This window comes from Paludibaculum fermentans, assembly GCF_015277775.1.
GTDB lineage: Bacteria > Acidobacteriota > Terriglobia > Bryobacterales > Bryobacteraceae > Paludibaculum > Paludibaculum fermentans.
Genome location: NZ_CP063849.1, coordinates 7,522,111 through 7,548,610 on the forward strand (window position 1 = coordinate 7,522,111; position 26,500 = coordinate 7,548,610).

28 protein-coding genes and 1 tRNA gene are annotated in these 26,500 nt (G+C 63.9%); 14 read left to right on the forward strand and 15 right to left on the reverse strand.

The features are described from left to right. The first annotated feature begins 28 nt into the window (after positions 1-28). The 11 genes from IRI77_RS29730 (at position 29) to IRI77_RS29780 (ending at position 11,435) form a co-directional block, all read left to right on the forward strand. Positions 29-1,495, forward strand: a complete 1,467-nt coding sequence (locus tag IRI77_RS29730) for an ATP-binding protein (RefSeq protein ID WP_194448591.1) — start codon at positions 29-31, stop codon at positions 1,493-1,495. Further along, complete coding sequence (locus tag IRI77_RS29735; RefSeq protein WP_194448592.1) at positions 1,492-2,187, forward strand: response regulator transcription factor; 696 nt, start codon at positions 1,492-1,494, stop codon at positions 2,185-2,187. Before IRI77_RS29730 ends, IRI77_RS29735 begins: the two co-directional genes overlap by 4 nt. Before the next feature lie 98 nt (positions 2,188-2,285). Then, positions 2,286-2,756 carry a hypothetical protein gene (locus IRI77_RS29740; RefSeq protein ID WP_194448593.1) on the forward strand — a complete coding sequence of 157 codons (471 nt, stop codon included), beginning with the start codon at positions 2,286-2,288 and terminating at the stop codon, positions 2,754-2,756. A 158-nt stretch (positions 2,757-2,914) separates the two neighbouring features. Further along, positions 2,915-2,998, forward strand: coding sequence for a K(+)-transporting ATPase subunit F (gene kdpF / locus IRI77_RS38740; protein ID WP_194453844.1), 84 nt, complete (start codon positions 2,915-2,917; stop codon positions 2,996-2,998). A 10-nt stretch (positions 2,999-3,008) separates the two neighbouring features. Continuing rightward, on the forward strand, positions 3,009-4,799 hold the full coding sequence (gene kdpA, locus IRI77_RS29750) for a potassium-transporting ATPase subunit KdpA (RefSeq protein ID WP_194448594.1): 1,791 nt from the start codon (positions 3,009-3,011) through the stop codon (positions 4,797-4,799). A 1-nt stretch (position 4,800) separates the two neighbouring features. Further along, a complete protein-coding gene (gene kdpB, locus IRI77_RS29755) occupies positions 4,801-6,930 on the forward strand; it encodes a potassium-transporting ATPase subunit KdpB (RefSeq protein WP_194448595.1) in 2,130 nt (709 codons plus the stop codon). Between the two features lie 9 nt (positions 6,931-6,939). Further along, positions 6,940-7,524 (forward strand): potassium-transporting ATPase subunit KdpC, encoded by a 585-nt coding sequence (kdpC, locus tag IRI77_RS29760; RefSeq protein ID WP_194448596.1) that lies wholly within the window; start codon positions 6,940-6,942, stop codon positions 7,522-7,524. Positions 7,525-7,562: 38 nt separating this feature from the next. Further along, entirely contained in the window at positions 7,563-8,678 is a 1,116-nt protein-coding gene (locus tag IRI77_RS29765; RefSeq protein WP_194448597.1) for a histidine kinase, read from the forward strand. Continuing rightward, entirely contained in the window at positions 8,675-9,805 is a 1,131-nt protein-coding gene (locus IRI77_RS29770) for a histidine kinase (protein ID WP_194448598.1), read from the forward strand. Before IRI77_RS29765 ends, IRI77_RS29770 begins: the two co-directional genes overlap by 4 nt. 47 nt (positions 9,806-9,852) lie before the next feature. Further along, positions 9,853-10,761, forward strand: a complete 909-nt coding sequence (locus IRI77_RS29775; RefSeq protein WP_194448599.1) for a cation diffusion facilitator family transporter — start codon at positions 9,853-9,855, stop codon at positions 10,759-10,761. 26 nt (positions 10,762-10,787) lie between these two features. Continuing rightward, a complete protein-coding gene (locus IRI77_RS29780; RefSeq protein WP_194448600.1) occupies positions 10,788-11,435 on the forward strand; it encodes a HAMP domain-containing histidine kinase in 648 nt (215 codons plus the stop codon). On the opposite strand, the gene IRI77_RS29785 is transcribed toward IRI77_RS29780, so the two are convergent. Then, positions 11,406-11,807, reverse strand: a complete 402-nt coding sequence (locus IRI77_RS29785; RefSeq protein ID WP_194448601.1) for a P-loop NTPase family protein — start codon at positions 11,805-11,807, stop codon at positions 11,406-11,408. The genes IRI77_RS29780 and IRI77_RS29785 overlap by 30 nt on opposite strands. After that, the gene (gene lpxD / locus IRI77_RS29790) at positions 11,804-12,778 is read right to left on the reverse strand and encodes a UDP-3-O-(3-hydroxymyristoyl)glucosamine N-acyltransferase (protein ID WP_228486386.1); all 975 of its coding nucleotides are present in this window, start codon (positions 12,776-12,778) and stop codon (positions 11,804-11,806) included. The genes IRI77_RS29785 and lpxD overlap by 4 nt, the downstream gene beginning before the upstream one ends. Positions 12,779-12,831: 53 nt before the next feature. On the opposite strand from lpxD, the gene lpxA reads away from it, so the two are divergent. Beyond that, a complete protein-coding gene (gene lpxA, locus IRI77_RS29795; protein WP_194448603.1) occupies positions 12,832-13,620 on the forward strand; it encodes an acyl-ACP--UDP-N-acetylglucosamine O-acyltransferase in 789 nt (262 codons plus the stop codon). Between the two features lie 3 nt (positions 13,621-13,623). Here lpxA and IRI77_RS29800 read toward each other — a convergent pair whose 3' ends face one another. The 8 genes from IRI77_RS29800 to IRI77_RS29835 form a co-directional block, all read right to left on the reverse strand. Next, positions 13,624-14,751 (reverse strand): glycosyltransferase, encoded by a 1,128-nt coding sequence (locus tag IRI77_RS29800; protein ID WP_194448604.1) that lies wholly within the window; start codon positions 14,749-14,751, stop codon positions 13,624-13,626. Between the two features lie 14 nt (positions 14,752-14,765). Further along, a complete protein-coding gene (locus IRI77_RS29805) occupies positions 14,766-15,077 on the reverse strand; it encodes an EamA family transporter (protein WP_194448605.1) in 312 nt (103 codons plus the stop codon). Next, positions 15,074-15,451: an EamA family transporter gene (locus IRI77_RS29810; protein ID WP_194448606.1), complete on the reverse strand. Its 378-nt coding sequence runs from the start codon at positions 15,449-15,451 to the stop codon at positions 15,074-15,076. The genes IRI77_RS29805 and IRI77_RS29810 overlap by 4 nt, the downstream gene beginning before the upstream one ends. Before the next feature lie 7 nt (positions 15,452-15,458). Further along, on the reverse strand, positions 15,459-16,919 hold the full coding sequence (hpnJ, locus tag IRI77_RS29815) for a hopanoid biosynthesis associated radical SAM protein HpnJ (protein ID WP_194448607.1): 1,461 nt from the start codon (positions 16,917-16,919) through the stop codon (positions 15,459-15,461). Positions 16,920-17,091: 172 nt separating this feature from the next. Next, on the reverse strand, positions 17,092-17,598 hold the full coding sequence (locus IRI77_RS29820; RefSeq protein ID WP_194448608.1) for a hypothetical protein: 507 nt from the start codon (positions 17,596-17,598) through the stop codon (positions 17,092-17,094). A gap of 182 nt (positions 17,599-17,780) precedes the next feature. After that, complete coding sequence (locus IRI77_RS29825; RefSeq protein ID WP_194448609.1) at positions 17,781-18,743, reverse strand: dihydrodipicolinate synthase family protein; 963 nt, start codon at positions 18,741-18,743, stop codon at positions 17,781-17,783. 2 nt (positions 18,744-18,745) lie between these two features. After that, complete coding sequence (locus tag IRI77_RS29830) at positions 18,746-18,967, reverse strand: hypothetical protein (protein WP_194448610.1); 222 nt, start codon at positions 18,965-18,967, stop codon at positions 18,746-18,748. Then, complete coding sequence (locus IRI77_RS29835) at positions 18,964-20,919, reverse strand: heparinase II/III domain-containing protein (protein ID WP_194448611.1); 1,956 nt, start codon at positions 20,917-20,919, stop codon at positions 18,964-18,966. Before IRI77_RS29835 ends, IRI77_RS29830 begins: the two co-directional genes overlap by 4 nt. Before the next feature lie 45 nt (positions 20,920-20,964). Between IRI77_RS29835 and IRI77_RS29840 the strand changes: the two genes are divergently transcribed. Then, positions 20,965-21,906 (forward strand): PLP-dependent cysteine synthase family protein, encoded by a 942-nt coding sequence (locus tag IRI77_RS29840; RefSeq protein ID WP_194448612.1) that lies wholly within the window; start codon positions 20,965-20,967, stop codon positions 21,904-21,906. An 18-nt stretch (positions 21,907-21,924) separates the two neighbouring features. Next, the gene (locus IRI77_RS29845; protein ID WP_228486387.1) at positions 21,925-22,683 is read left to right on the forward strand and encodes a sialate O-acetylesterase; all 759 of its coding nucleotides are present in this window, start codon (positions 21,925-21,927) and stop codon (positions 22,681-22,683) included. 22 nt (positions 22,684-22,705) lie between these two features. Here the strand turns inward: IRI77_RS29845 and IRI77_RS29850 are convergent. From IRI77_RS29850 to IRI77_RS29870, 5 genes are all read right to left on the reverse strand, one after another. Beyond that, positions 22,706-22,782: transfer RNA gene (locus IRI77_RS29850), tRNA-Arg, on the reverse strand. 63 nt (positions 22,783-22,845) lie between these two features. Then, positions 22,846-23,193, reverse strand: coding sequence for a hypothetical protein (locus tag IRI77_RS29855; protein WP_194448613.1), 348 nt, complete (start codon positions 23,191-23,193; stop codon positions 22,846-22,848). After that, positions 23,190-24,377 carry an ATP-grasp domain-containing protein gene (locus IRI77_RS29860; RefSeq protein ID WP_194448614.1) on the reverse strand — a complete coding sequence of 396 codons (1,188 nt, stop codon included), beginning with the start codon at positions 24,375-24,377 and terminating at the stop codon, positions 23,190-23,192. Before IRI77_RS29860 ends, IRI77_RS29855 begins: the two co-directional genes overlap by 4 nt. Continuing rightward, a complete protein-coding gene (locus IRI77_RS29865) occupies positions 24,374-25,375 on the reverse strand; it encodes an aminopeptidase (RefSeq protein WP_194448615.1) in 1,002 nt (333 codons plus the stop codon). Before IRI77_RS29865 ends, IRI77_RS29860 begins: the two co-directional genes overlap by 4 nt. Continuing rightward, a complete protein-coding gene (locus tag IRI77_RS29870) occupies positions 25,372-26,481 on the reverse strand; it encodes a carboxylate-amine ligase (RefSeq protein WP_194448616.1) in 1,110 nt (369 codons plus the stop codon). Before IRI77_RS29870 ends, IRI77_RS29865 begins: the two co-directional genes overlap by 4 nt. Between the last annotated feature and the right edge of the window lie 19 nt (positions 26,482-26,500).

The window sequence follows — 26,500 nt, forward strand, 5'->3', positions numbered from 1 at the left end:
GAACCTTGTCAATCATAGAGGTCGGGCGATGACCGCGTGGGCGCAACGGCTGGGCATTTGGGGTACGGTGCTGCGGTCCCTGGCCGGAGTTGGCCTCGTCCTGCTGGTCTCCGCCGTGGCTCGCGTAGTCCTGGGCGTCAATGCCACTACCGTGGGCTTCGCGTTCCTCCTGGTGGTTCTGGGCCTGGCTACCGCCTGGGGGCTGCGTGAAGCAATTGCCGCCTCAGTGGTGGCGATGCTGTGCTTCAACTTCTTCTTCCTGCCGCCGGTGGGGCACTTCACCATTGCTGACCCGCAGAACTGGGTAGCGCTGTGCGCGTTCCTGGCTACGGCCCTCGTCGCCAGCCATCTGTCGAATCGCGCCAAGATGCAGGCCGTGGAGGCGCGGGAGCGGCAGCAGGAGACGGAACGGCTCTACTCGTTCAGCCGGTCCATCCTCTTGACCGACAATACTCAACCGGTGGGGCAGCAGGCCGCCCGCTTCATCGCGCAGACCTTCGACTGTCCGGCCGTGGCGCTCTACGACGCGGCGGAAGGCGAAGTCTATCGCGGCGGTGCCGGCGATCTGCCCACCATCGACGAGGCATTGAAGCGTGTGGCGCTGGACGGCGTGCGCAGTTCGGACGCCTCGAAGCTGCTGATTGTCCTGCCCATCACGTTGGGCGGCCGGCCCATCGGCAGCGTCGCGCTGCTGGGGCTGTCGTGCTCCGACGGGGCGATGGAAGCCATGGCGAACCTCGTGGCGATTGCGCTGGAGCGGGCACGGTCCGCCGAGATCGCCAGCAAGGCCGAGGCGGCGCGTCAAAGCGAGGAGTTCAAGTCCACTTTGCTCGATGCGATCGCGCACGAGTTCAAGACGCCGCTCACGTCGATCAAGGCCGCCTCCACATCGATCCTCAGTGAGCCGGAACGGGTAGCCCCGGATATCCGCGAGTTCACTGAGATCATCGACGAGGAGACAGACCGTCTGACGCTGCTGGTCAACGAAGCCGTGCGCATGTCCCAGATCGAGGCTGGCAAGGTGCTGGTGGAGAAGCAGGCGCAGCACGTGCCCTCGTTCCTCGCCCACGTGCTCTCGACCTTCCAGTCCAGGCTTGAGGGGCGTTCCGCCACGGTGGAAGCCTCAGAGGCTCTGCCCCTCGTCCAGTTCGATTCCGAACTGATCGCGCTGGCGCTGCGGCAGCTCATCGACAATGCGTTGAAGTACTCGCCGCCCGAGACGCCCATCCGGTTGACCTCGGCGGTGGTGGATGGCGCCCTGGAGATCCGCGTGATCGACCAGGGCAAAGGCATTCCCGAAAAGGAGCGCGAGAAGGTGTTCCAGGTCTACTACCGGCGAGACACGTCGAAAGGGAAGGTGCCGGGCACGGGCCTGGGCCTGCACATTGCGCGCGAGATCCTCAAGGCGCACGGCGGCAGTCTCCACATTGAGGGCCCGTCCGGGGCCGGTGCGGAGTTCTGCCTCCGGCTGCCGTTGGAGGCGGTCCGGGTATGACTTCCGGCAAGCTCCTGATTGTGGATGACGAGCCGCAGATCCGGCGCGTCTTGCGCGTGACGCTCACCACGCATGGCTATGAGGTGCAGGACGCCCGCAGCGGCGAAGAGGCCATGCTGCGGCTGCGCGAGTCGCGCTTCGACCTGATCCTGCTCGACATGAACATGCCGGGGATGGGCGGGCTGGAAGCCTGCCGCGAGATCCGGGCCACGTCCGAGGTTGCCATCATCATGCTGACCGTGCGCAGCACGGAGATGGACAAGGTGGCGGCGCTGGACGCGGGCGCCGACGACTACATTACCAAGCCGTTCAGCACGCCCGAACTGCTGGCGCGCATCCGGGCCGCCCTGCGGCGCCTGCCCGTGAGTGAAGAGAGCACCACTGATTCCCTGCGCTTCGACGACCTGGAGATCAATCTCGCGACGCGACGCGTCACCGCCAAGGGCAAGGAGATGCGACTCACTCCAAAAGAGTTTGACCTGCTTCGCTACCTGGTGGCGAATCCGAATATCCCGATTCCCCACGGCAAGCTGCTGCAGGCCGTCTGGGGGCCGGACTATGGCGACCAGGTGGAGTACCTGCGGGTGTTCATCAACCAGTTGCGTAAGAAAATTGAGCTCGATCCGTCCCATCCAAGGTATCTGCTGACTGAACCGTGGGTCGGCTACCGCTTCGCAATCCCCTCTAAATAAAGCACTTGGCGGGCATAAGGAGAAGACAATGGAATCCTTAGCCCGCCCTTATGACTTCCTTATGGCCTGCTCCGTATTCTCGGAATCGGAGATAGGACATGACCACCCAGCGGGCGTTTCAGCGGGAAGACACAGGGCAAGCCAGGGCGATCGAGACCGGTCGTGATGGCAGTGCGCCCCATTGCTTCGAGATCGTCGTGTTGTTTACGACTGTCCGCGAGACGCTTGGCGCCTTGCGCACGGCAGGGCGTCTGGCACAAGGCGTGGCCACCAGCATCCGGCTGCTGGTCCCGCAAGTGGTGCCGTACCCGCTGCCCTTGGACGAACCGCCTGTTTCGTCCGGCCACCTGATTCGCGAATTCCAGGTTGTCCTCGAGGACAGCCAACTGGAGACGCGCATTGATGTGAGGCGTTGCCGCGATCACTGGCAGGCGGTCGGGGCGGCGCTGAAGCCGCGCTCCGTCGTCGTGATGGGCGGCTCCCGGGGCTGGTGGCCTTCGCGCAAATACCGGCTGGCCGCGCGGCTGCGCTCCGCCGGGCATCAGGTGGTCTTCTCTTCTCCAGAGTGAGGAACTCAATGCTCGATCTCTTCTACTTGGCCATTGCGGTGGCATTCTTTATCGCCTGTTGGTGGTTCACCAAGGCGTGCGAAAAACTTTGATGCGCCCGCCTGGCGCGGGCAGGCCAGTCTGGGGCTGGTTGTGGGCTGGGAGAAAGGAAAGTCGAGATGGACTACGTGATCGCGGGGATCGCTGCTGTGCTGCTGTTCCTCTACCTGATCTATGCGTTGTTGAAGCCGGAGCGCTTCTAAGGGAATTGTCATGACTACACTGGGTGTACTTCAAATCTTGGTCTTCTTCGCGGTGATCCTCGCCGTGACGAAACCGCTGGGCGCCTTCATGACGCGGCTGTTCGCGGGTGAGCGGACCTTCCTGCACCCGCTGCTGCGGCCCGTGGAGAGGCTCATCTACGTACTGGGCGGCGTGGATGAGAAGGAAGAGCAGCGCTGGACCAAATATACGGCCAGCCTGCTCTCGTTCAGCTTGTTCAGCTTCGTTGTCCTCTATCTGCTGCAGCGGCTGCAGGGCGTGCTGCCCGTGAATCCGCAAGGTTTCTCCGGAGCCCACGCGCCCAGCGGCGCGACCGCGATGACTCCGGACCTGGCGTTCAATACCGCCGTGTCGTTCGTAACGAATACCAACTGGCAGAGCTACGTGGGCGAGACCACGCTCAGCTACCTGGTGCAGATGGCCGGACTCACGGTGCAAAACTTCGCTTCGGCGGCGGCCGGCATCGCCATTGCCGTGGCCGTCATCCGCGGCTTTGCCCGGCAGCAGGCCTCCTCGCTCGGCAACTTCTGGGTCGACCTGGTGCGCGGCACGCTCTACCTGTTGCTGCCCCTGTCGCTGGTCGGCGCATTGTTCCTGTGCTCGCAGGGCGTCATCCAGAACCTGAGCCCGTATACGCAGGTGACGACCGTTGAGGGCAAGACGCAGGTTCTGGCCCAGGGTCCGGTGGCGTCGCAGGAAGCCATCAAGATGATCGGCACCAACGGCGGCGGCTTCTTCAATGCGAACTCGGCCCACCCGTTTGAGAATCCGACCCCGCTCACGAACTTCGTGCAGATGCTGATGATCTTCATCATCCCGGCCGGACTCACCTATACGTTCGGCCGCATGGTCGGGGATACGCGGCAGGGCTGGGCGCTCTTCGCTGCAATGAGTTTGCTGTTCTTCGCCGGAGTCTTCGCGCTTTACGCCTCTGAGCAGGCGGGCAACCCGATCCTGGCGAAGATGGGTATCCAGACAGCGGCCACGGCCAACCAGCCGGGCGGCAACATGGAGGGTAAGGAAGTGCGGTTCGGTATCGCCGCAACCGCACTCTTCGCCACCATCACCACCGATGCCAGTTGCGGCGCGGTGAACGGCATGCACGACAGCTTCACGCCCCTGGGCGGATTGGTGCCGCTGTTCAACCTGCACCTGGGCGAAGTCATCTTCGGCGGTGTGGGCGCCGGCCTCTACGGCATGCTGCTCTTCGCCATCGTGGCCGTCTTCATCGCCGGCCTGATGGTGGGCCGCACGCCGGAGTACCTCGGCAAGAAGATCGAAAGCAAGGAAGTGAAGATGGCCATGCTCGCGATGCTGGCGACCTCGGCGGCCATCCTGCTCTTCTCCGGCATCACGGCCGTCATCCAGTTCCCGAAGGATGCCTACTGGAACGGGTCGTATGGACCGGGCGTGGGCAACCTGAACAACAGCGGCCCGCACGGATTGGCGGAGATCCTTTACGCCTACTCCAGCGGCGCCGCGAATAACGGCAGCGCCTTTGCGGGCATCAGTGCGAATACGCCCTGGTACAACCTGACCATCGGCCTGGCCATGTTGGTGGGCCGGTTCCTGATGATCATCCCGCTGATGGCCGCCGCGGGCAGCCTGGCTGCCAAGAAACGCGTGCCGGTGACCAGCGGTACGTTCCCGACGCACGGCCCTCTGTTCGTGGGCCTGCTGGCGGGCACTGTGGTGATTGTTGGCGCGCTGACGTTCTTCCCGGCGCTCTCGCTAACCCCGATCGTCGAACACTTCCTGATGCAACAGGGGAGGCTCTTCTAACATGCCGCAAGCTACTAAAGATGTACCGGTGGAGACACCGCAGCAACCAGTGGAAAGCGGCGAACTGCTGCCCAAGAAACTGGCGCACGCCCGTCCTCTCTTCGATCCGCAGATCCTGCGGCGGGCCATCATCGAGTCGTTCGTCAAGCTGAACCCGAAGGTTCTGCTGAAGAACCCGGTGATCTTCGTGGTGGAAGCGGGCGCCGTCATGACCACCGTGTTCCTGGTGCGCGACCTGGCGACCGGCGCCGGCGGCATCGGGTTCACCGCGCAGATCTCGCTGTGGCTGTGGTTCACGGTCCTCTTCGCCAACTTCGCCGAGGCGATGGCAGAAGCGCGCGGCAAGGCGCAGGCTGATGCCCTGCGGAAGACGAAGACCGATTCCGTGGCCAAGCGCGTGAAGTCGGGCGGTGCCACTGAGTCGGTGGCGGCTTCCATGCTGCGCGCCGGTGACGTGGTGATCTGCGAAGCCGGAGACATCATCCCTGGCGACGGGGAAGTGATCGAAGGCATCGCGACCGTCGACGAGTCAGTGATCACGGGTGAAAGCGCTCCGGTGATTCGCGAGTCCGGCGGCGACCGCAGCGCGGTGACCGGCGGCACGAAGATCCTGTCGGACCAGGTTCGCATCAAGATCACGTCGAACCCCGGCGAGACGTTCCTCGACCGGATGATCGCGCTGGTGGAAGGCGCCGAACGCCAGAAGACCCCCAACGAGATCGCGCTGAACATTCTCATCGCCGGCCTCACGCTGATCTTCCTGCTGGCCGTGGTGACGCTGCAGCCGTTCGCGCAGTTCAGCGCCGGCGCCTCGGGTACGGGCTCTGTCCCTTCGGTCGCGGTGCTGGTGTCGCTGCTGGTCTGCCTGATCCCGACGACCATCGGCGGGCTGCTGTCCGCCATCGGCATCGCCGGCATGGACCGCGTGATGCAGCACAACGTGCTGGCCATGAGCGGCCGCGCGGTGGAAGCCTCCGGCGACGTGAACACGCTGCTGCTGGATAAGACCGGCACGATCACCATCGGCAACCGCGAGGCGGTGGAGTTCCTCCCCGTCCCTGGCGTCACCGAGAGCGAACTGGCCGATGCGGCGCAGTTGTCGAGCCTGGCCGACGAGACTCCGGAAGGACGCTCGGTCGTCGTGCTGGCGAAACAGAAGTACGGCCTGCGTGGCCGCGAAGTGTCTCACCACGAGGCGCACTTCATCCCGTTCTCCGCCTATACCCGCATGAGCGGCGTCGATATCGACCAGCGCCGGCTGCGCAAGGGCGCAACCGAGTCGATCTGCCAGTTTGTGAAGGAGCAGGGCGGCCGCGTCCCGCAGGACCTGACCGCCATTTCCGAACGCATCTCCAGGATGGGTGGGACGCCGCTGGCCGTGGCCGATGGGGCTCGCGCGCTGGGCGTCATCTACCTGAAGGACATCGTCAAGGGCGGCATGAAAGAGCGCCTGGGCCAGTTGCGGGCGATGGGCATCCGCAGCGTAATGATCACGGGCGACAACCCACTGACGGCTGCCGCGATTGCCGCCGAAGCGGGCGTCGACGACTTCCTGGCGCAGGCTTCTCCGGCCGACAAGCTCGCCTACATCCGCAAGGAGCAGAGCGACGGCCGCCTGGTGGCGATGACGGGTGATGGTACGAACGACGCTCCGGCGCTGGCGCAGGCCGATGTCGGGCTGGCGATGAATACGGGCACCATGGCCGCGAAAGAAGCCGGCAACATGGTGGACCTCGATTCCAATCCCACCAAGCTGATTGAAGTGGTGGCCATCGGCAAACAGTTGCTCATCACCCGCGGGGCGCTCACCACGTTCTCGATCGCGAACGACGTGGCGAAGTACTTCGCGATCATCCCGGCCATGTTCATGGCGACGTATCCGGCCTTGGGCGCGCTGAACATCATGGGGCTGCACAACCCGCAGAGCGCGGTGCTTTCGGCGGTGATCTTCAACGCGTTGATCATCATCGTGCTGGTGCCGCTGGCGCTGCGCGGTGTGAAATACCGGCCGGAATCGGCGGCCAGCCTGCTGCGCCGCAACCTGCTGGTTTACGGCCTGGGCGGCATCATCGCCCCGTTCCCCGGCATCTGGCTGATCGATCAACTGGTGCATGTGTTGAGGCTTGCGTAAGGAGCTTATATGTGGAAACAAATCCTCCCCGGATTGCGAATGACGCTGGTGTTGACGGTGTTGACGGGCCTGGCGTACCCGGGCATCGTGACGCCGCTGTGTCAGGTGCTGTTCCCGAGGCAAGCGAACGGGAGCCTGGTCTCCCTGCATGGCCAGGTGGTGGGTTCGAACCTGATCGGCCAGAACTTCAGCAAGCCGGGCTACTTTCATCCGCGGCCCTCGGCGGCCGGCTCCGACGGCTATGACGCGTCGGCCTCCAGCGGCTCGAATCTCGGGCCGACCAGCCAGAAGCTGGTGGATCGGGTGAAGGCCTCGGCGGACCAGTTCCGCAAGGAGAATCCCGGCTACAGCGAGCCGATTCCGGCGGACATCCTCACGGCGAGTGGCAGCGGCCTCGATCCGCACATCACTCCGGCGGCGGCGCTGGCCCAGGCGGCCCGCGTCGCGTCCGCCCGGGGCGTGGGTGTGGAGCAGGTCAAAGCCCTGGTCGAGCAGGCGACGGAAGGCCGCGACCTGGGCATGCTGGGCGAGCCGCGCGTGAATGTGCTGGCCCTGAATATGGCGATGGATCAAAGGTTCCCGCTGGCCCGGTAACGATCGCCCCGGCAAACAGATGAAGGATGGAGCGGTGTATGACTGAAGTGGATCGCAGGCCAAGTCCCGAGACGTTTCTCAGGCAGGCGGAGTTGGAAGAGCGCCATCTGCGGCGAGGGAAGCTCAAGATCTTCCTGGGCTACGCCTCCGGGGTGGGGAAGTCGTTTCGCATGCTGGACGAGGGCCGGCGGCGGAAGGAGCGCGGCCAGGACGTGGTCGTGGCCGCCGCGCAGCATGCCGTGTCCGAGGACGTGGAGGAGCTGATCGATCGTTTTGAGGTCATCCCGCCGCGGATGGATCTCGGTGCGCCCGCCCTGGACGTCCAGCTCATCCGGAAACGCCATCCCTCCGTCTGCCTGATCGACGGCCTGGCCTATAACAATCCGCCCGGCTCCAAGCACCCTTACCGTTGGCAGGATGTGGAGGAGTTGCTGCGCAACGGCATCTCCGTGGTCACTTCGATCAACCTGCAATATGTGGCCGAGCGCCAGGAGCAGGTGGAAGCCATCCGCGGGCGTGTGGTGAAGGAGTCGGTCCCCCTGGCCTTCCTTCTCACGGCGGATGAGATTGAGATCGTGGACGCTCCGCCTGAGTATTGCGTGGACCGTGCGAACAGCCGGAATGGCGTGATGGTGGCACCGGAAGAGCTGTCCAGGCAGCTCTCGGAGCTGCGGGAGATTGCGCTTCTCCTCGCGGCGGAAGTGGTGGATCATCAGCTGGAAGAGTATCTGCACCGGAACGGTGTGGAGCAGCACTACGGCGCGAATGAGCGGATTCTGGTCTGCCTGACACCGCGCTCCAATGCGGCGCTGATGATCCGCCGCGCGCGCCGCCAGGCGGAGCGGTTCCACGGGGAGCTGTACGCCGTGTACGTCGAGCAGAGTGACCTGGATGAAGACGACCGCACAACGCTGGAGTCGAACCTGTCGCTGTCACGGGAGGCGAAGGCACAGGTGCACGTGCTGCATGGGGAGGATCCGGTGGGCGCCATCCTCAAATTCGCGGGGGAGCAGGGCGTCACGCAGATCTTCGTGGGCCACAGCCAGCGCACGAAGTGGTGGAACAGTTGGAGGCCCAATCCGGTGGAACGCCTCATCCTGGAGTCCGATGGCATCGACGTCAGGATCTTTCCCCATTCTGGAGGGGCAATGTGACTGAGCCGTCGCCCCGTCCGGCGGGGCGGTTGAAGATCATTCTCGGGTACGCGGCCGGGGTCGGCAAGACCTTCAAGATGCTGGAAGAGGGCCAGCAACTGCGGAAGGAAGGCCACGACGTGGTGGTGGGCTACTTTGAACCGCACGGCCGGCAGGACACCATCGCCAAGCTGGAAGGGCTGGAGCTTGTGCCGCGGCGGAACATCGAGTATCGCGGCCGGGTCTTCGAGGAGATGGACACGCCGGCGATTCTGGCGCGGAGGCCGGAGATCTGCCTGGTAGACGAGTTTCCTCATACCAATGTGCCGGGCGTGGAGAGAGGCAAGCGCTGGGAAGATGTCATGGTCCTGCTGGAGGCCGGCATCGACGTGTTTACAACGATGAACATCCAGCATCTGGAGAGCCTCAACGACCAGATGCGCGAGATCACGGGCATCCAGGTTCGGGAGACGATACCTGATTGGGTGGTGAAGCAGGCGGCGGAGTTGGTGCTGGTCGATGTGCCGCCCACCGCGTTGTTGAACCGGCTGCAGCGCGGAGTGGTCTATGCGCCGGACAAGGCGCAGCGCGCGATCAAGAACTTTTTCAAGGAGCCGGCCCTGGCGGCGCTCCGGGAGTTGGCCATGCGACAGGCGGCACACGAAGTGGACATACGTCAGAGTGAGATCGAACTGCCGGTGCATCCGGCGCATCATGCTGTGAACGGCGGCACTGCCGCGCCGAGGGAGAAGATCCTGATTCATATCTCGGAGGCTCCGACGACGGCGGCCTTGATCCGGCGCGGCCGCCGCGTGGCCGATTACCTCCAGGCGGACTGCTTCGCCGTCTGCATCCTGCCTGTGGCGGATCTGAGGCAACTGCCGGCGCCGGCCCGCCTGGCCATGGAAGAGCACCTGGAGTTCGCTCGCAAGCTGCGGGTGGAGACGCGTGTGCTGGAGGGCGAGGATCCGGCGGAAGCGCTGGTCGAGTTCGCCCGGCGCAATGGAGTGACGCAGATCTTCCTGTCCAAGCCGGCCAAGCGGCTGGTGGGCCTGGTGGTGCTGCGCGACTTCGTGATGAAGGTGGTGCGGCTGGCCAGCGATATGCAGGTCACCGTGGTGGCGGAACGGGCCAGCCGGACGAACTGACGGCCCGCGGCATATGCTGCCGGAGAGCCATCTAGTACAATGACGCAGTGACGCAGAGTAAGGGCTCCGATGCTCCCGTATTTGCGATGCGGCTGTCGCTGTGGACCGGCGTGGCCATGCTTCTGGCCAAGTCCGGAGCCTGGTTGCTCACCGGATCGTCCGCGATCTTCTCCGATGCCCTGGAGTCGGTCATCCACCTGGCCGCTGTCGCCTTCGCGTCCTTCAGCCTGTGGTTGAGCCGCCGTCCGGCGAATGAGCGGTTCCACTACGGGTACGAGCGCATCACGTTCTTCTCGGCGGGGTTTGAGGGCGCGCTGATCGCTGCCGCGGCGGTGGCCATCATCGTCACGGCCATCTACAAGTGGATGCAGGGGCTGCAGTTGGAAGCGCTTGGATTGGGCGCCCTGATCACGCTGGCGGCCGGCCTGCTGAACGGCGGGCTGGGCTGGTATCTGATCCGCACCGGCCGCAGGAACAACTCCATCATCCTGGTTGCCAACGGGAAGCACGTCTTCACGGACTGCTGGACCAGCCTCGGTGTCATCGTCGGGCTGGTGCTGGTGATGATCACAGGCTGGAAGCCGTTCGATCCCATCTGCGCCATCGTCATGGCGGCGAATATCCTGTGGTCCGGCGGCGTGTTGATGTGGACCAGCGCGCGCGGCCTGCTGGACTACGCCGACCCCGAGACGGAACGGCTGCTGCGCGCCCGGCTGGATGCCCTGGTGGTTGAGCTGGGCGTGGAGTATCACGAATTCCGGCTGCGTGAGACAGGCGGCCGGGTGCTGGTGGAACTGCATCTGTTATTCCCGGATTCGTTGCCGATTGGGCAGGCCCATGCGACGGCTACGCAGTTGGAGTCCGAGCTGGCGGCATGCCTCGACCGGCCCGTGGAAATCATCACGCACCTGGAAGGCAAAGAGGACCACGAGGAGCGGCACCCCGGCCGGCGGTGAGGTGCTATTCTTTGGGAGTTCTGATTATGGCATCCGGAGTCGACAGGTCCTTAACCGTGCATGAAGACCAGGAGCAGATGCTCCGTCACCTGGCTCACGAACTGCGCCAGCCGCTGAGCGGGATCGAGTCGATTGCGTACTACCTGGACATGGTCCTGGCCGCCGAATCGCCGCAGATCCAGCTGCAATGCGAGCGGCTGCGGCGCATGGTGCAGCACGCTCATTGGCTGATTGAAGATGCCGCGTTGGCCCTGCGGCTGCAGGGCACCGAACTGGCGCCTGTCTGCCTGCAGGACCACCTGATCCGCATCGGTACGGAGATGGCGTTGCACGAGGAGCGGAACCTCGAGATCTGCCTGGCGGAGCCGCTGACGCGGGCGCTGATGCCGGCTGAGTTAACCCACGCTTTTTGCCAGCACCTGCTTGCCTTCTTTCGCGGCGTGGCGCAGGCTAGGGATCCAATCCGGGTGAATATCGAGAACGAGGCCGGGTTCGTCCGCCTGGACATTCAGGCCGAGGTTGAGGCTGAACTGGATGATCTGTTGCGTGCCATCGATCCGCCTCCGCCCGGCAGCGGTGTGCGCCGGATTGTCACCTACTGCTCCGGGCAACTGCAGGCGATGGCGGAAGGACAGATGCTGGCGCTATCCGTCCACTTCCCCTCGGTCGAGTAGTCCGAGAACCTTTTCATCCTCAATGTGCGCCGGATCGACAGCCAGCAGGGCGAAGTCGTGTTCCAGGTGGCGGAGCGCCGCGCCGGATTCGACGATCCAGTTGGGCGTGTCGGCCAATAGCGCCTTGAGGTCGGGCAGCGCGCTGGCCAGATCGCCTTGCAGCCAGAATGTCCTGTGCGCGCCGGCTTCGCGGAAGCGTCTGGTGTCGCCCGCCGCGTCATCGGCCTGCAGGCTGTAAGGCGCTCCGCCGGGCGGTTGGTGGTGAGAGATCTTCACCGCGGTCCACTGGCGGTCGCGGGAAAGGGCTATGATCCGGCAGACCAGCGTGGTTTTGCCCGTTTTGCGCCCCAGGCCGCCCACGATGATCCTCACTCGTCCTTCTTTTCCAATGCCTTCAACCGCTCCTGCAGGTCAGCCAGTTCGCGCTTGAGCTGCGGGATGCGGGCAACGTTCGCCAACGCCTCCAGGTACTCCTTCAAGGGGCGGGCGGGCGTGCCCCAATAGACCTCGCCGCCGCCGCGGATGATCTTTGAGGACAGGACGCCCGCGCCGGAGCCGAGCACGGCGCCCGACTTGACGGTCACGTTGTCTCCCAGCCCGACCTGGCCGCCGATGACGGCATAGTCCTCAATGACGGTGCCTCCGGCCATGCCCGTTTGCGCCACGATGACTACGTGCCTTCCGACGCGGCAGTTGTGGCCGATGTGGACCATGTTGTCGAGCTTGGATCCGTCGCCGATGCTGGTAATGCCCAGGGCGGCGCGGTCGACTGCCGTACCCACTCCGATCTCGACGTCGTCACCGATGACGACCCGGCCGATCTGGGGGAACTTGGAATAACGGCCGTTTTCGAAGACGAAGCCGAAGCCGTCGGCTCCGAGGACCGCGCCGGAGTGGATGAGGGCGCGCGCTCCAATGGAGACGTCCGAGTAGATCGTGACGTGGGCATGGAGCAGGCTGTGCGGTCCGAGTTGGACGCGATCGCCCAGCACGCAGTAGGGGCCGATGGTACAGCCCTCGCCGATGCGGCAGTCCTTGCCGATGACGGCGGTGGGATGGATGCCGGGCTGCGGCGCCTCCAGCTTGCGGAGGCGGGGGATGATTTTCGCGAAGGCCGCGCGCGGGTCCTTGCAGCGGATCACGGTGCGCCCCCCGGTGTTGGCGAAGTCCAGGGCTACAATCAGACAGCCGGCGGCCGATGCCTGGGCATCCCGCGCCGCGCGGCGGTTTCCGACAAATGAGATCTGATGGCTGCCGGCCGAATCGAGAGGTGCGACGTCCTCGATCGTCCGCTCGCCATCACCTTCGAATGTCGCGCTCAGTTGCTCTGCAATCTCACGCACCAGCAATCGGTTTGTCTCCTTGTCCCAGCAGGGACCTGTATCATTATTAGTTTATGCCCGTTGATCCTTCGGCCTATGTGGCGCCGACGGCCCGAGTCCACCCGGACGCCGTCATTGGGCCGCAAACAAGAGTTGGTGAGTTTGTTGTCGTCGAGCAGGATGTCGTGATTGGCGCCGGGTGCCTGTTGGAGCCGTATGTCCTCGTCAAGCGCTGGACTACGATCGGCGACCGCAACGAATTCTCGGCCGGCGTCATTCTGGGCACGGATCCGCTGGACAAGAACTTCACGGGCGAGCGCAGCTACCTGATCATCGGGAACGGCAACAAGATCCGCGAGCATTGGACCATCTCGCGAGGCACCGCGCCTGAGAGCAAGACCATCGTCGGCAACGACAACTTCGTGATGACCTCGGGCCACATCGCGCACAACTGCATTGTGGGGTCGAACATCGTGGTGGCGAGCTGCTCGCTGCTGGCGGGCTATGTGGAGGTGGAAGACCAGGCATTCATCAGCGGCGGGGTCGTGGTCCACCAGTTTTCGAAGATTGGACGGTTGGCGATGATCGCCGGGAACGTGAGGGTCAACAGCGATGTGCCGCCGTTCTTTATGTACTCCGACTTCAACATTGCAGCCAAAGGGCTGAACTTGGTGGGGCTGAAGCGGGCGGGTTTCAAGCTGGCGGAGGTCTCCGCGCTCAAGGCGGCGTACAAGCTGCTGTTCCGCTCGAATCTCAAGCTGGAAGATGCGTTGGCGCGCATTGAAGCGGAAGTGCCCACACCGCACACGCTGCATCTCGTCGAGTTCGTGCGCAGCAGCAAGCGCGGCATCTGCCGCGAGTAGTCCTCAATCCAGGGGCTGCATGCGGCCGTCGGGCAGGAGTTCGGCCTTGCCGTTGCGCCAGTGGATCGTCCGGCCCATCAGGCCCGCCAGCCAGACGACGAACGCCCAGAGGTCCCAAAGGGGGATGAGCGCCGCGGCGAAGAGGGCCGGCCAGTGGCGCAGCACCAAAAACCCTCCGGTGACACCCATGCTGACGCGGGCCACCACCAGGACCACGGCCATGGAATAGTGTCCGGCGAGGATGTTCAATAGCGCCCAAAGTCCGGCCTGCGTGACCGGCAGGCCCAGGTAGCCTCCGCCGCGCGACACGCGGATGGTACGGGCCCAGCGCAACTGATGCCTCCACACGCCCAGCCAGGCCGGATCGGAGAGCGTCGTGGCTACCGTCACCTCGGACAGGAACGAGTGCCGCCCCAATTGGGTGATGCGTTTGGCGAGTTGATAGTCGTCGGCGATGTAGTCTTTGAGGGACTCGAAGCCGCCGATGGCTTTGAGGTCCTCCGCGCGGAAGCAGAGGGTGGAGCCGAGTCCAAACTCCTTCACGCCCACCAGCGGCGCGACCAGGGTGGAAGGGATGAAGTCGGTGGCAATCCCCAGGGCTTCCCATTGCCCGGCCACTGAGGCGGCGGTGGCGCGATAGAGGCAGGTGACGACGCCTGTTTTCTTCTCTTCCAGCGGGCTGACGACTCTCTGCAGGTAGTCGCGCGGCACTGAGATATCCGCGTCGTTCACCAGCAGGACGGCGTGTTTGGCGTGCTTCTCGAGTTCCAGCAGGATGGCGACTTTGCCGTTGGGCGCGTCGGCCGGACAGTGGATGAGCCGGATGGGCAGCTTGGGGTAGGACTCCATCAGGCAGCGGATCGCCGGAACGGCCGGATCGTCGAGGTCGCGGACGCCGAAGAGGATCTCGTATTCGGGGTAGTCCTGTTCCGCATGGCTGCGGATGGCCGCGGCGAAGCCGGAGTCCAGGCCGCGCACCGGTTTGAGGATCGAGATGGGCGGCCTGGGTCCAGTTGGAGGCTTGCGGTAGCGGAGGCGGGCGACGCCCCAGTGGATCAGGCAGGCCAGCAGCGCCGTGGCCTGGTAGCCCACCGCAACGGCACCGGCGATAAGGATGGCGAGGGACAGCATTTATGAATACAACTTCAATGCGAGAGGAGGAAGACTCCGGCGGCGACCAGGCCAGCGCCGAGACAGCGGCGGAGGTCCACGTTCTCCTTGAGAACCAGTTTCGCCAGGATGGTTTCGAGCACGATGCTGGCCGCTGTCGCCGGTACGCTGAAGCTGAGGTCGGCCACGGCCAGCAGTTGCGTGAAAGAGAAGAACGAGGTGGCCAGGAAGACGAAGGAGAGCGGCACCTTCCAGTTGGCGCCGCCGCGGCGCATGCCGTGCGACTGCAACAAGTCGGCACATACGGTGGAGAAGACGACACCGGCGACGAAGATCCAAGGGTTCATGGCTTGGGTTTCCCGTTGGTCTCGGCGGGGGTGAGGCCGGTCAGGGCAGCTCCGGCGAAGATGAGCAGGGTGCCGCTCCAGCGCTGCAACGAGACATGCTCGTGCAGGAAGACGGCGCCCATCACGGCGCTGAGGACATAGCCGACGGCGGTGACCGGCAGCACGAAGCTGAGGTCGGCCAGACCCAGCAGTTTAATGCGCAGCAGGGTCCAGGCGATGAGCATGACGATGCCCAGGATGACGAAGGGCTGCAGCAGGGACAGGATGGGGCCTGCGCTGGCTGGGGCGTGCTTCATACCCCAGCTGAGCGCAAAATTGCCGAGGACGTTCAACACGACCACCGCCGCTGTGAGGAGCAGGGTGGCGGGTTTCATTGCCGTACTAGTCGCCGTTCGCCATCCGCGCGGCGGCCGTGCTGGCCTGCTGATCAGCCACAAACTGCTTCCGCTTGCTGCGCAGGTTCAGGTACTCGCGCGCTTCCTTGTACAGGCGCTTGACGTCGCCGTTCATGACGGCCTTGCTGACCACGCGGAAGGCGGCCTTCGGACGGTAGTAATACTCGTCGTAGAAGCGCTGGACCCATTCCACGAGCTCGCCGCGGTTCAGGCCCGGGTAGACGATGTTCGGCAGTTGGTGGCCGGTCTCATCGGTCATCGAAGCGCCGAGCTGGATCAGGTTGTTCTTCTGGGCGTAGTCGTAGAACTCGGTGCCGGGGTAAGGATGGGCGATGGAGACCTGGATGGTCTCGCAATCGATCTCCTTGGCGAAGTTGATCGTGTTGCGGAGCGACTCGCGGCTCTCGCCGGGCAGGCCGACGATGAAATCGGCGTGGATCGTCAGGCCCAGCTTGTGGGCGTCGCGGGTGAAGCGGCGCGCCATGTCGATGGTGGCGCCCTTCTTGATGTTCTTGAGGATCTGCTGGTCGCCGGACTCGTAGCCGACGATCATCAGGCGGCCGCCGGCATCCTTCATGGCCGACAAGGTGTCGTAGTCGGTGGTGACGCGCGACGTGCAGGACCAGGTGACGCCCAGGGGCGCCAGCTTCTTGCAGAGCTCGATGGTGCGGGCGCCCTTGTAGTTGAAGGTGTCGTCGTCGAAGAAGATCTCTTTCAGGCCCGGGAAGTTCTCCTTCGCCCAGCGGACCTCGTTCACCACGTCGTCGGCGGAACGCAGGCGCCAACGGTGGCCGGAGTGGGTCTGCGGCCAGAGGCAGAAGGTGCACATGGCCGGGCAGCCGCGCGAGGTGTAGAGCGAGATGAAGGGGTTCAGCAGGAACGGGACGTTGTAGCGGCGGAAGTCCAGGTCGCGCTTGTAGACCTTGGTGACCCAGGGCAGCTCGTCGAGGTTCTCGATGTAGCCGCCTTCCGGATTGTGGACGAACTCACCGTTCTTGCGGTAGCTGACGCCGGGCAGTTCCGAGAGCGGCGTGCCCTTGGCATAGTTGACGATCTGGTAATCGAACTCGCGGCGGACGACGAAGTCGATGGCCGATTCCTTGAGGGCCTTTTCCGGTTCCGTGGTGACGGGCGGTCCCACGAAGCAGACCTTCAGCTTCGAGTTGACGTCCTTCATCATCCGGGCCATCTTCACGTCCACGTCGAAGCCCGGCGTGGAGGTAAAGAGCACGAGCAGCTCGAAGTCCTTCGCCATGGCGACGGTCTGCTCGATGCTGACCTTATGCGGAGGTGCGTCGACCACCTTTGAATCGGGCAGCAGGCCGGCGGGATAACAAAGCCAGACAGGATACCAGTAAGACTCGATTTCACGCGTGGCCGGCCAGCGCGAGCTGGCTCCGCCGTCGAAACCTTCAAACGAAGGAGGATTCAAAAAGAGAGTGCGCATTCACCCCTACCCAATTCAGATCGAACTTCCCAAACCATCATTGTATCAGGGCAGTTCATAGTAGCGACTGGGAGTAGGCTGAGCGGATCATTCCCGGGGGTGGACGGGACCGGAGGAGGGGCGGGCGGAGGAGAGGAGCGTCCCACCAGATGGGAAACGCTCCTGAACCTGGTTAGCGGGAAGCCTGGGCGGAAGCGGCCGGTGAGGGCCCTTCGTTGCCGTGGGCACTGTTACTGAATAGCACCAGGCCACAGCAGAACAGCATGATGACGGCCGCGATGAGCCACCGCGGGTTGAAGTGGAAGGTTGAATTCGCGATAACTTGAGGGGCCGGCAGCGGCAAGGACTCCACCACCACCTCGGGCTGGGGCTCTTCAATTTTCTGCGCCACTTGTTCGACGAACGCCGGCGCGTAGCCGCCTAGAGGAACTTCGATGCGCAGTTCATGGGTTGCGCCTTCGCCCTCATAGTACTGCTTCAGGCGCTTCCTCAACCGGTGCGCCTCGACTCGAACGATTGAATCTTTCTTAGGATCGAAGCCTTCCGTGCGGCCGAGCGCCTCAAGCGCGATGTTGGTCTCTTTGATCAGGTGCGATTCGCCGGCGAAGTGCTTCTTACAGATATAGGAGAGAAATTGTGCGAGAGACGGTGCCCGGGCGAAGATGCCGGAAGCGATCACTGCCTCGAGTTCCGCCTGCTGTGCGGAGGTATGAATTTGAAGGTCCAACTTGGGACTCCCTGAAAGCGGACTTAACGACTGGACAGAATATATCACCATCCTGACCAAGGCGTAAAGCCGGTCTCGGGCCCGAATGTTAATGTTGCCTTGAAACGTTTGTAACTAGATTGAAAACAAACGTCTTACTCGAGGAGATGGGGATACGCGGCGAGAACCCGGTCGATCTCTTGAGACTGGCCCGGCGAAAGGTCTTCGCGGGGGTTAAGGGTCCACCGGCCGGCCATGCGTCCCTGGCGGACGAGCACCTCGTGGATGCCCGCAATACAACCGCGGAACCCGTTGGCGACGTCAAAAAGGGCCGCGTTCAAGTCTGTGAGTTGAGCACCCAAGGCGAGAAGTAACGAGGGGTTGGTGCCCTCGTGGATGCGCCGAAGTAACTGCACGGCGCTCCTTGTACCCACGGCCCACTGGCCCAGCAGACCACCCGCGAAGCGCACGGTTGTACCGCCGAAGGTAAAAGGGGTGAGCAGGTCGGCCACGATGTTGTCGTCGTTGCCTGTATAGAGGGCAATGTCGTTTTCGCGCCCGGATTCTGCTACTGCCCGTACTACGTCGAGCGTCTGGTACCGATGGAACGGCGCCACCTTGATGCCGCACAGGTTCTCGATGGCGCAGAAGCGCTTCCAGAACTCGTGAGGCAGGATGCGGCCGCCCACTGCCGGCTGCAGGTAGAACCCGAACACGGGGATGATTTTGGACACCGCCTGGACATGCTGGATGAGTTCTTCCAGCGTGGCGTCCCGAAGAGCCGCGAGACTGAGCAGGCCGGCGTGGTAGCCCGTGTCCCTGGCCAGCGCCGCCTCGCGTAGCGCCTGTGCCGTGGGTCCGCAGACTCCGGCGATGAGGACTGCTCCGGAGCCTGCGGCCTCCAGCGCAGCCAGTTCCAGCACCGGCCGCAGCAGACCGTGTTCGCGAATCTCGAACTGCGTCGTGTGTACGCCCACCGCGACTCCGCCCGCGCCTGAGTCGAGGTAGTAGCGGGTGAGTGCGCGCTGGCGCGGTTCGTCGAGGGTCCGCTCCGCGGTGAGACACAGCGGATGGGCGGGGATGACGAGTCCCTGATGCAGACTGTCTCGCCAGGACATGATCAAAAACGCCCCTCCCGATTCTCGAAGTGTGTGGGTTTGTTCAGCAGCCGTCCGTCGCTCTGGATCCATGCATTCATTTGCGGCACGCCTACCCGCGACGGACCGAAGATTGAGTGGCAGAGCTCGGCATGGTTTAGCAGGGCGGTGGGCGCCTCGACGCTCTGCCAGATGACGTTGACTTGGCCCGTGGTGAAGTCGAGTTGCTTTTCCGTATGAATCATGTGCGGGTGATTGCCACAGTGTACCCACCTTCCGCCGGCGGCGTGGTGGAGGAGAGCCGGATGCGGCGCACCAGCGGGCCCCAGATCGGCTGCAGGCGCGCATCGGTGGACGCGTGCTCATCGATGACGGCCCGCAGGGACTTGTCGTAGCGCAGAACGAAGCCGCCTTCCAGGTGCAGTTCACCGGGGGCCACTTCCTTCGGTGCGCGGATGGTGATCAGGCTCAGCTCGACGGATTCGGTCTTGGTTAGTTGGAACTGGTCCTGAATGGAAACCGAGTTGGCTGTGCGATCCAGGCGTACCTGACGCCGCCATTGCTTTACACCTGCTTCCGCGAGGTAGGCATGCTGCAATTCCAGGGAAAAGAGAGCGGACCGGTCGTCGCTGGAACTCGTCACGGTCGCCGCTTCGAAGCGCCGGCCGGCCTGCTGGGACACGCCGTTGATGGTGGGGCAGTTGTGCCAGCCGGACTGCATGGTCCAAATTTCATAGCGACGGCTGGAGAAGGTCTTGGCAGTGTACATCTCCACGCCCACGTCGACGAGCACCGGTTCGCCGTCGTGGAACACGATGAAGTTGCCCACGTCGTTGTGGTTGTGGCTTTCCGCGTTATGACCGCCCTGGGCGGCGACATAGAAGCCTTCCGTCGAGCCCTGGCGGCGGCGTGCCGTGAAGACCTGTACTCCTGGCAGGAAGACGTCCCGCACCAGCGGCGGCTGGGCCGCGGCGCTTGCGGCGCGCAGGTCTGCGGTATGGAAGACTTCGTCGATGGCGCGGCCCAGCGCTTCCGGCTCCACGTGCGGTTTCGGATGGGTAGCGGCGATCCAGGCTCCGTGGGCGATCATTCCCGGATCCTTGATCCGCTGGCCGTAGCGCCATACCAGGTTGCCGTTGGGCACGACGCGGGCCGAGGCGTCGGCGAAGTTCACATACCAGTCGGCGGCGATGTGGGCCTTATAGATGTAGGTTCCGATTTCGTGGACCAGCGGCGTGCCGAAGTAGTCGAGACGCCCGGAGGAGGCGGAGTGGAGCAGTTCCAGGCACTCGAAGAGAGAGGCGCCGGCACGGCTCCAATAGCTGGGGCCTTCGTCGCAGCCGCCATCGGGATGGTAGTAGTCCAGGAAGCGGTCAATGGAGTTCAGGATCCGGTAGGCGGTGGCGGACCGCCTGGCTTCGTCCCGCTCCATGAGCAGGTTGGCGGCCAGCCAGTTGGAGTCGATCCAGGGTGTCCAGTTGTTCAAGGGGCTTTGATGCTGGGGATCGAGCCCCATCCAGCCGAAGTCGTTGCGGGTGGCGCAGGGCTCCAGCATGCGGCGGCGCACCTCGGCCAGCAGACGCGGCCGGATCAATGGGGACAGTTTCTCCAACTGGGCCCCGAGCAGGTAATCGGTCCAGGCGACTGTGTTGGCGGTCTCCGCGGCGAAGAGGTCGACGATGGGTTCGCTGATATCGGGGAGGCCGTTGCCGGCCTTCTGGGCTCCGATGTGCGCCGGCACGCCCCAGAAACTCTCCTCACAGACCAGCCAGAGGCCGTCGAGGATGTCGTCGAGAAAACGACCTTCGCCTTCCATGCACTCCGCCAAAACGGCCTGGCGCAGGCGGTTGCGCCGGCCGAAGCTGAGATCCTCGAAGCGCGTGCGGTTGCCGTTGCGCTGGAAGTCGAGGAAGACGGTGGCCGGAAGCGAGGGCCAGGGCTTCCCTTTCTGCTGGTTGGCCGCCGCCACAAACGCTGACCGGAGGTCCTGCGGCAGCGCCTGCCAGGCTGGCCGGTCGGTGGCTCGGGGGTATGGATTCCACTGGGTTCGCGGCAGCAGGAGGTTGGCGAAGGGCCCTGCCTCATACTTCGAGGACAACAGCCGGCGCGATTCCGGCGGGGTCTTGACGTCCTGGGCGTTGGCCAGCAAGGCGGCGGCAGGCGCCGCCAGGACCGCACGCCGGGTGGGAGTGAACATAAGACATTCATACACAATTGCCCGCTTGTGTGTAGCCTGGAAGTGATGAAGCTGCCTGAACTCAATGCGTACCTTCACCTGCTGGGGCCCACTCCGCTGGCGCCGATCCGGCTGGACGACGAGGGTCCGCTCATCTGGTGCAAGCTGGAGTTCCTCAATCCCAGCGGTTCCACAAAGGATCGGATTGCCCGCCATATCCTGACCAAAGCCTGGCGCGAGGGGCAGATTCAGCCCGGCAGCACCGTACTGGAGGCATCCAGCGGTTCCACCAGCATCGCCATGGCGCTTGTCTCCGCGCAGTTGGGCCTGCGGTTCATTGCCGTGATGCCCGAAGGGGTCAGCAACGAGCGAGTGCTGATGATTCGGGCCTTTGGAGGCGAGATCCGGCTGACACCCAAGGCTCTGGGAATTCGCGGCTCCATTGCCGAGACTGAGCGCCTGGCCGCCGAATTGAACGGCTTCCTGCCTCGCCAGTTCTCTAATCCGGAGAACGCCGCCGCGCATGCGCATACCACGGCGCGCGAGGTGCTGGATCAGATTCCCGGCGGACAGGTGGATGCGGTGGTGAGCGGAGTAGGCACGGGCGGAACTCTGGTCGGGCTTTACCAGGGTATCTGTGAGAGCGGGTGCGCGCCCATTCCTGTCCTCGCCAAGCCTGTGGACCTGGGGGATACCCCGGAGGTGGAGTGTTGCAGTTTCAGCGCGCGGATCCCGGGCGTCATCGACTGCATCTCGACCATCCTGAAACCCGAGGAGATGCCTGGCCTGGAGATCCTGGAGGTGCGTGATAAGGATGCTCTTGCCACGACCCGGGCTCTAATGCGGCACGGTTTCCCAGTAGGGGCCAGTTCCGGATTAAACTATGCAGCGGCGGTCCAGATCGCCCGCCGGCTGGGACCGGCGGCGCAGGTGGTCACGGTCCTGCCGGATCGAATGGAGCGATACTTCACTACCGAAGTCTTCGAACCCATGCGCGCCGCTGTTTAGTTTGCGAGGGAGGGTTGGATGCGAAGAAGGTCTTTCCTGGCGGGCCTGCCCGCGGTGGTGCTGCAGCCGCAGACAGCGGGGATGAAGCTGTTTCTGCTGGCCGGGCAGTCGAACATGGCGGGGCGCGGGGTAATCACGCCCGAGGACCAGGCACCGATCCCCGGCGTCTTCGCGCTGAACAAGGAGATGTCCTGGGTGCCGGCTGTCGATCCCATCCACTTCGACAAACCGATTGCGGCGGCCGGACTGGCCAGGTCGTTTGCACTCACGCTGCTGCGGTTCGCGCCGCAGCAGAGGATCGGCTTGGTTCCGGCGGCGATGGGCGGATCCAGCCTGGACGAATGGCAGCCCGGCGGTGCGCTGTTCGCCCAGGCGATACAACGCGCCAAGGCGGCGGCTCCGGGTGGGACATTCAGCGGGATTCTCTGGCACCAGGGTGAGGCGGACAGCGGGAAAGAGGAACTGGCCCGGTCGTACACGGCCCGGTGGGTGCCGATGATGACGGCCTTGCGCGGTGAATTGGGTTCGCCCGAGTTGCCCGTGGTCGTGGGGCAACTGGGCGAATTTTTGCGCACCACTGAAGGGGGTTGCCCGTTTTCCGGCGTGGTGAACGAGCACCTGGCGCAGTTGCCGTTGCGGGCGCGGCGAGTTGGGTTCGTGTCCTCAAGCCGCCTGAAGGACAAGGGCGACTTGATCCATTTCGACACGGCAGGGCTGCACGAGTTTGGACGGCGTTATGCCCTGGCGTACCTGGGGCTGGATGCTACCTGGGGCTGAGCGGCTGGGCCTGGAAGGTTCCTGGCGCGCCCGGAGAGACTCGAACTCCCGACCTGCTGGTTCGAAGCCAGACGCTCTATCCGACTGAGCTACGGGCGCGCTCGATTTGTATTCTATCAGCCTGCGCGGGAAATGAAACTGGCGTGTTTGGGGCCGGTTTGACTAAGACAGTGCGTCCCAGCCGCCGGACTTTTCTGCGGCCTCTTCCCAGTCGGATTCCGATGTCCGGGTGAAGATCTGCTTCATGCGCTGGGCGGCGGGGACGCTGGTATCGGCCAAAACCTTGCCGATCTTCGGATGCAGGTCGAAATCGGGCGCGACGAGGAACATCAGCGACACGTAGGCCGTGATCGCTTCCGGTTGTTCAATGCCGTGGCCCTGGGCCCGGCGGATGCCCACAGCCGCGCGGCGGCGGATCTCCTCATCGGCGATTTCGGCTACCGTTTCCGGCTGTTCCTCGCACAGGTAATCGAATACGTGGTCGAGCAGATCTTCCTCATCGGGCGTCATGACTCTTCATGGTACAGCGCCGCGCTGGCTCCGACCCACTCCATATTCCTGTTGTGGTCCACGCCCATCATCTTGCCGCGGCCCATTCGAATGATATGGGTGACCGGGCGGCGGTTGACGTACATCACCCGGATCTCGGCCTTGGTGAGCCCGAAGGGGGTCTCGACGACGGGGGTGAACTCCACCCGCTGTTGCAGGATGAAGTTGGCGCGCTGGGCGGCCGGGATGGCGTCGATGTCCGCTTTCTCGGGGCCGATCACCACGCCGAGTCCGGCGAAGGAGTAGAGCGGCTTCAGCACCCACTTCGACAGGTCGTCCGGCAGCTTTTCCACTCGGTCCAGGAAGATGGTTTCCGGTACCGAGGGGTGATGGAGGTAAGGAATGGAGAACTTCGAGACACGGAAGTAGAAGTTCGGGTGGCCGGCCCATTCCACGTCCAGGTCGTCGCGCCAGTCGAAGGGCATGGCCACCTGGCGGCGTTCGATCTCGTCGACGATGGCGCGGTTGTAGATGCGGCGGATCTCCACTTCGCGTCCGTCCCGCTGGTAGAACAGGTTACGGCCGCGCCTCACGACCTGGGTGAGGCAGACGGCCCTGACGCCGAGCATGCGCTCTGTCAGCAGGAAGTCGCAGCGCGTCTTCTGGTGGCCGGGATCCACTTCCAGCAGGACGACGTTTTCGGGGTCGTGGCCGCCGACGATCGAGTGCTTCAGCAGAGCCCAGTATTGGGAATTGTTGAGGCCGTCCAGCAGGTAGTGGAGGTCTACGGGCATCTCGTAGGCGTCGATGTAGCTCTGCGCGAGTACGGGCTGGAAGGCGTAGAGGGAAGGGAAGCCCTGTATCTCCACCAGCTTAGGGTGAAGGAAGCCGTCCTCTCCGCGGACCACGCCGAAGTCGACCTGGACGAACATCGGCTCAGCGGGTTCGTTTGGGACGTTGTATTGCTCGGGCAGCGAGGCGTCGGAGATCCGGCGGTAGGCGGGGTCGTCCACCAGTTGACTAATGAGTTCGCGGCCTTCGCGCGAGATGCGCTGCATGAAGTCCGAGTCGAAGAAGCAGGGCGTTTCGCAGAGGCGGAACCCGACGTGGGTGCCGCTGCGTTCGTCGATTAAAGACTGGAATCGCGCGAACCGCTCCGGCGTGAAGTGGCTGTTGAAGAGGCGCCGGAGTTCATCGCCTTTCACAGCGCGAACTCCCCGTCCTGCATGATCAGGCGGTCGTCGGCGTGAATGGTGAACTTCCGGCCCACGACATCGATGTGGGTCGAGGAGTACCACTGCGCTCCGGTGTGGTCGCCGTAGGGATTGCCGAAGGCGATGTGGACGCCGGGGATCTTCTCGTCCTGCAGGATGTTGCCGATGACATCGCGGACGCCCAGGTTGGTGCCGATGGCGAACTCGCCGACACGGTCTGAGTTCTCATCGGTGTGGGTGTACTGCCAGAACTCGGTTTCCAGTTCCTTGTTGGCGCAGTGTGCTTCCTTCAGCCGGTTGCCCTCGATGAGCAGCGTGAGCGGAGTGGCGGCCAGGTCGCCGTACTTCGCGCAAAGATAGTCGCCCACTACGCCGTCCACGACAAAGCGGCCGTTCACCTCGCCGGGGGTGGTCCAGACTTCGCCGCCGGGCAGGTTGCCCCACGTGTTCTCGCTGATAATCCCGCTTGTTTTCAGCCACTTGTAGTCGGGATTCATGGTCGCCACGATATCCGTGCCGGCGGCGTTGCGGGCGCGGATCTGCCTGGCTGGACGGGTGATGTCGAGCAGGCGGAGGCTCAGGTCGTCCACCGCCAGGTAGTCCGCCCGCATGCCTTCGAGCATGATGCGCTTCTCGATGTTCACCATGTGGGCGTGGCGGATCTTGCGGCGGTTCACCACGTCGGTCATCTGCATGCGGCTGCGGAGCTCGTTGCGCTGCGCCACCACGGCAAAGATGCTCACCTGGCTCGACTCCATGTCGTCCAGCACCACCTGCGGCATCGCTTCCAGAGGGCGCGCGGCGCACTCTTCGAGGACGAACGTCTGGTAAGGGGCTCCGATTTCCGCCAGTGCCGCCTCCAGTGCGGCCGCGATCTCGCGGGAGACGTTGTCGGTGATGACCGTTACTTTTTCGTGCGGTTGGACGCGCAGGCAGACCCTGACTGCGTTGCGCGCCCCTTGCGTCAATTCAGGGTCGAAAGGGATCAATTGAGCCCCGCTTCTGTTTCCTGGATGATGTAGTCCACGACGGCCTTGAGGTCGCGTGTTTCGTGGAAGACCTTTAGCTGCCGGTCGGCTCCGGTGCCTTCTTCGAGGATCTGCCGCAGGTAATTGATTTCGCCGAGGCTACCAAGTTCTTCGGCCACGGGCGCCACCATATTGAAATACTCCTCCATGAGGTCGCGGAACGGGACTTCCACCCGCTTGCCGAAATCGATCAGCTTGCCGTTGATGCCGTAGCGGACGGCGCGCCACTTATTTTCCATCAACAACATACGGCGATAGAGGCGGAAACCCTGGTTGTTGGAGTGGAGCTTCCAGAGCATGACCACGGTGGCCTGGATGAGCGCCGCCAGGGCGATGGTTTCGTCCAGGCGCATGGGCAGGTCGCAGATGCGGAACTCGATGGTGGAGAACGTCGGATGGGGCCGGAGGTCCCACCAGATCTTCTTGGCGTTGTCGATGCAGCCGGTCTGGATGAGGAGGTTTACCAGGCTCTCGTATTCCCCATAGCTCTGGAAGTAGTCTGGGATATTGGTGCGGGGGAACTTGTCGAAGACCTTGCACCGATAGCTGCGCAGGCCGGTTTCGTCGCCCAGCCAGAAGGGTGAGTTGGTGGAGAGCGCGAGGATGTGGGGCAGGAAGTAGCGCGCGGCGTTCATGATGTGGATCGCGGTTTCGCGGTCCTCAATGCCCACGTGAACGTGCAGCCCGAAGATCAGGTTGGCGCGGGCCACGTTCTGCATGTCTTCGACGATGGTCCGGTAGCGTTCGTCCGGATAGATGCTCTGGTTCCGCCAGTGGGAGAACGGATGGGTAGCGGCGGCCGCCAGCCTGAGTCCGTTCGCCTTGGCGAGAGCCACCATGTGGCGGCGGATGGTGGTGATCTCGGCCCGCGCCTCGGCGATGTTGTGGCAGATCTCGGTACCGACCTCGACCACGCACTGGTGCATCTCCGGCTTGACGCGCTCGCGCAGCACCAGTTTGCCCTGCTCGATCATTTCCGCGTCGATGTGACTGCGCAGCTCCCGCGTCACGGGATCGACGGTCATGTATTCTTCTTCGATGCCGATGGTGAAGCTTGGACTCTTCATGAGCGTCTCCTCCTGCTTA